The sequence below is a fragment of the Ensifer sp. ZNC0028 genome, from assembly GCF_000799055.1.
Taxonomy (GTDB): Bacteria; Pseudomonadota; Alphaproteobacteria; order Rhizobiales; family Rhizobiaceae; genus Ensifer.
This window is the reverse complement of sequence record NZ_JTLA01000123.1, coordinates 1-4,535: the sequence shown is the minus strand read 5'-3', so window position 1 is coordinate 4,535 and position 4,535 is coordinate 1. Positions and strand designations below refer to the sequence as shown.

6 protein-coding genes are annotated in these 4,535 nt (G+C 64.3%); all 6 read right to left on the bottom strand.

The window, feature by feature from the left end; translation table 11 throughout:
• A partial coding sequence (locus L981_RS27095) for a methyltetrahydrofolate cobalamin methyltransferase (RefSeq protein ID WP_043623775.1) occupies nt 1–865 on the bottom strand: 865 nt, incomplete at its 3' end.
• Nucleotides 866–960: 95 nt separating this feature from the next.
• Nucleotides 961–2,052 (bottom strand): methylenetetrahydrofolate reductase, encoded by a 1,092-nt coding sequence (locus L981_RS27090; RefSeq protein ID WP_043623773.1) that lies wholly within the window; start codon nt 2,050–2,052, stop codon nt 961–963.
• Complete coding sequence (locus L981_RS27085; RefSeq protein ID WP_043623771.1) at nt 2,049–2,651, bottom strand: methylenetetrahydrofolate reductase C-terminal domain-containing protein; 603 nt, start codon at nt 2,649–2,651, stop codon at nt 2,049–2,051. Before L981_RS27085 ends, L981_RS27090 begins: the two co-directional genes overlap by 4 nt.
• Complete coding sequence (locus tag L981_RS27080) at nt 2,644–2,946, bottom strand: virulence factor (protein WP_043623768.1); 303 nt, start codon at nt 2,944–2,946, stop codon at nt 2,644–2,646. The genes L981_RS27085 and L981_RS27080 overlap by 8 nt, the downstream gene beginning before the upstream one ends.
• A gap of 340 nt (nt 2,947–3,286) precedes the next feature.
• Entirely contained in the window at nt 3,287–4,090 is an 804-nt protein-coding gene (locus tag L981_RS27075) for a formyl transferase (protein ID WP_043623765.1), read from the bottom strand.
• 45 nt (nt 4,091–4,135) lie between these two features.
• A complete protein-coding gene (locus tag L981_RS27070) occupies nt 4,136–4,315 on the bottom strand; it encodes a hypothetical protein (RefSeq protein ID WP_043623762.1) in 180 nt (59 codons plus the stop codon).
• Between the last annotated feature and the right edge of the window lie 220 nt (nt 4,316–4,535).

Below are 4,535 nucleotides of genomic sequence, written 5' to 3'. Positions count from 1 at the left end.
CGGCCGGCTTGTGGTCGCGATAGGTCTTGATCCAGTGGGTGCAGTTCGGGTCGGTGCCGTTCAAGACGTTCGCCGCACGCACGGCTTCCATTTCCTGCGGGCGGCAGGGGTTCATGATTGCCGACGTCATGCCGGCGCCGATGACCATCGGAATGAAGCCGGCATTGATGCCGTGGCGGTGCGGCAGGCCGAAGGAAATGTTGGAGAGGCCGCAGGTGGTGTTGACCTTCAGCTCTTCGCGCAGCCGCCGCAGAAGGGCGAAGACCTGCTGGCCGGCGGTGCCCATCGCGCCGATCGGCATGACCAGCGGATCGACGACGATGTCGTGCGGCTTGATGCCGAAGTCGGCGGCGCGCTCGACGATCTTCTTGGCGACGGCAAAGCGCACGTCAGGATCTTCGGAAATGCCGGTCTCGTCGTTGGAGATGGCAACGACCGGCACGTCGTATTTCTTGCAGAGCGGCAGGATCGCTTCGAGCTTCTCTTCCTCGCCGGTGACGGAGTTGACGAGCGGGCGGCCCTTGGCGACGCGCAGCGCCGCCTCGATCGCAGCGGTAACCGAGCTGTCGATCGACAGCGGCACGTCGACGAGGCCCTGGACGATTTCGAGCGTCTTGACGAGCAGCGGCGGCTCGGTCTCGTTCGGGTTGACGGCGGTGACCCCTGCGTTGACGTCGAGCATGGTCGCGCCCGCTGCAACCTGCTCCAGCGCGTCCTTGATGACGGTGTCGAAGTTGCCCTCGATCATCTCGGCGGCGAGCTTCTTGCGGCCGGTCGGGTTGATGCGTTCGCCGATCACGCAGAAGGGCTGGTCAAAGCCGATGATGATCTCGCGGGTGGCGGAGGCGACGATTGTGCGGGTCATTAAGGGTCCTTTGTCCTGGCGGTGGGCTATGTAATCACGCCCTGGAGATCGATGATAGGCGTCGGAGACCGGCGCCGGTTTTGTCTGCTGTCTCTTCAGTGCGGGTGGTGGGCTGCCGCCTCGGCCATCTGCTGCTGGTTTTCTTCCTTGCCTTCGCGGATCTGCTCCAGACGCTCGGCAACGAGCTGATCGGCCGGCAGCGTCTCGCGTTTCCAGGGCTGGCGGCCCTTCAGCACGCCCGATTCATGCACGATTTCTGCGACATATTCTTCCTGGCGGTAGGCCATCACGTGGATGCCGGAGACGCCTTCGATCTCCTTCACCTCGTTGATGATGTCGATGCAGAGCTGCTTGCCTTCCTTCTTCTGGTCCTGCGCGCCTTCGAGACGGGTAATCACGCTATCGGGAATATGGATGCCCGGCACGTTGGAGCGGATCCAGCGCGCGGTCTTGGCCGACGCCATCGGCCCGACACCGACGAGGATGTAGCATTTCTCATGCAGGCCGAGGTCGCGCACCTTCTTCATGTATTCGCGGAACATCGGCACGTCGAAGCAGTACTGGCTCTGTACGAACTGGGCCCCGGCCTCGATCTTCTTGGCGAGACGATAGGGGCGGAAGTCGTAAGGGGGCGCGAAGGGGTTGATCGCAGCGCCCAGAAACACCTGCGGCGGGGTCGTCAGCTTGCGGCCTGAGAGGAACTTCGAATTGTCGCGCATGATGCGCACGGTTTCGAGCAGCGACATGCAGTCGAGGTCGAAGACCGGCTTGGCGCCCGGCTGGTCGCCGGCCTGCACGCCGTCGCCCGTCAGGCACATGATGTTCTGCACGCCCATGGCAGAGGCGCCGAGCACGTCGCCCTGGATGGCAATGCGGTTCTTGTCGCGGCAGGCGATCTGCATGATCGGAGCGTAACCCATGCGCGTCAGCAGCGCGCAGATGCCGACCGAGGACATGTGGCAGTTCGCGCCTGACGCGTCGACCGCGTTGATGCCGTCGACCCAGCCGTCGAAGATCGCGGCGCGCTCGTAGACGTCCTGAGGATTGGCGCTGTCGGGCGGGTTGAGCTCGGCAGTGACGGCGAACTCGCCGCGGCGCAAGACCCGTTCAAGCCGGCCGCGGGAGGAATGACCGGGCAGCGGATCGAGCGGCGCGCCGGGATCGTGCGGGTTGTAGTCGGGGCTCATGCCTGGCCTTCCTTGGATGCCGCGTCGCGGCGCGCTGCTGCTTCCGCCGTCACGCGCAGCCAGGACGAGGTCTCGCGCAGCGACTGGTTGACCGGCTTCTGCACGTTCATGATGGCGTTGCCCTTCTCCATGTTCTGCGAACCCTTCCAGGCTTGCACCCAGACGCAGGGCATGTCCGGCTCGACCTCGCAATTGCCGTTGGCGCGCACGCCGCCGCAGGGGCCGTTGCGCAGCTGCTTCGGACAGTTCATCGGGCACGACATGCCCGTCGACGACAGCGCGCACTGGCCGCACATGCGACAGTCGAAGAGGAAGCCTTTGACGTGGCGCTCGACGAAGGTGACCGGCCGCTCGACGCGGCCGTAGCCGATGGCGTTCCAGAGCGGATGAAGCAGCAGGAACAGGTCGGCGAAGCGGTGGTAGAACCATTCGAGAAAGCGAGAGTTGCGCACCGCCCAGAGGCGCACCGTGTACTTATGGCGCGAGCGGCGGCTCGGCGACACGCCCGACGGCGTAAACGCGCCGGTGGCGGCTTTTGCCGCAGGTGCGGCATTGCCCTTCATGATCTTCGGGCCGCCCTCGGGTTTGGCGTCAGCCATTGTCGCGGCCTCCGGCCTTGACGAGCGCCACCAGACGTTCGCGGTCATAGGCGGCTTCGAGCTCGGCGGCGGCGCTATCGGCTTCCGTTTCCAGATCGTCGGAGACCGGCACCGCATCGGCCTTGCGCCATTCGGCGAGGTAGTCGTCGGTTTCAGCCGCACCGGTGCGCATGGCGCACATGTCGATCGCCTCGGTGAAGCGCAGCGACAGTTCACGCTTCGCCGTCGTGCGGCCCTTCTTGATGATGACCTGGGCCGGAATGTCGCGCCAGTAGACGATAATGCGATCTGCCATCGGGTGTTGTTCTCCTCCCCCTGCATGTTTCCTTTGATCGGTGCCGATCAAAGGCCGAAAACATGCAGCACTCCTAAGCGCTAAAGCGACCTTTGTGCGTCTCATCAGACGCGCGGCGCTGTAGTGCGACAATGCGCATGTCCCGGCGTCCGGGCTCATCTCGCCACGACGTCGGATATGTCCAAAAACGACGCTCGCGCAGATGCCATATCAGACGTCTTGGCGGTGATGCGCAAGTCGCAGTTGAGCCGCTTGTTGTGGGCAGGAGCCGCGGTCGTGGATTGCCCGCAGTATCAGGCTTTTAGGCTGCAGCTGGCCGATGCAAGCGAAGGGATTTCGCCTACCAGATCCGACGCGTCAGGCCGTTCCATACCCAGGTCCAGATCGGCGGGTGATACCATTGCCGTGACGGACCTGCGACATCGAGGGTCCGCAGATTTCGATCGAGCGCATTTGCGACCGCGGCAATCGCGATCTCCGTTGAGGCGGCCGTCTGCAGCAGCGGATAGGTGTGCATCGTATCGTCGGGGGCAGGGTTCTGGCGCGACTGGTAGAGCACGCCGCCGGTGTCGACGCCCGCATCGACCAGATGCACGGTCGCCCCGAAGTTTTCGAGGTCGTCGTTGACCCGCGCCCAGTAGCCGCCCATCAGGCCGCGATAGGCGGGATTGATGCCGGCGTGGAAATTGAGGACCGGGCAGGGCATCGCCGCCAGCGTCGCTGCTTTCAGCATGCGGCAACTGATAAGGAAGACAGCGTCGGGTTCGAGCGCGCGGATCTGCGTTATGGCGTCGGCGTCATTCACCGAGGCGACGGCCTTGATCGGGATTGAGGGATCGGGTTTTCCCGAGACCTTGTAGGTCTTAAGGATCTCTTTGGCGCGTTTTCGGGTGAAGCGCTTGCCGAATCGCGAGGCGATCATGGTCGCAAGCTGCCCCAGCGCCGTCAGCCAGCCGAGCTTGCGGGCGCGGCGGCGTAGGAACAGGCCCTTCGATTCCGGTTGCTCCTCCACGACGGCCACCTCGGCAAAGCGGCTTGCGAGCGCGTTGATCACGATCCATGGGTTTTCGCCGCCCGCCGTCACCACGACGACGCGGCCCGGGCGCTTGCCTGCGGCTTGGTTCTGGCTGGCGATTTCGGTCATGGCGGCCCCGCGGATGAACAGGGCCGAGTTATGAAGGCTTGCCCGTTACCGCCGGCTTAACTGGTTCCAGTACCATTCGGCGACACCGCCGCCTAGCACGACGAGCGCCACGGATTCGACCATCTTCACGTCATCCGAAAGGCTGCAGACCGCGCCGACGACCAGCGACAGCAGCAGCCCGGCGGCGCAGCCGATGGCGTAGGGCAGGTAGTCTAGCAATTTCACTGGCGCCTCCCGTCCCAGACGCAGCAGTTGCGCACCGGGATGTAACGTAGGGTAGCGCAGATATGCGGATTAGGAAGGGCTTATTTTCGTTGCAGGAGCGAGCGCTCACGTAAGCCGCTGCGCTTCGCTCAGCATCGGTGGACGCGGTTCGCCGGAGTACTTGCAAACAGGATTGCCCCTCACCCTAACCCTCTCCCCGCAGGCGGGGAGAGGGGACGTG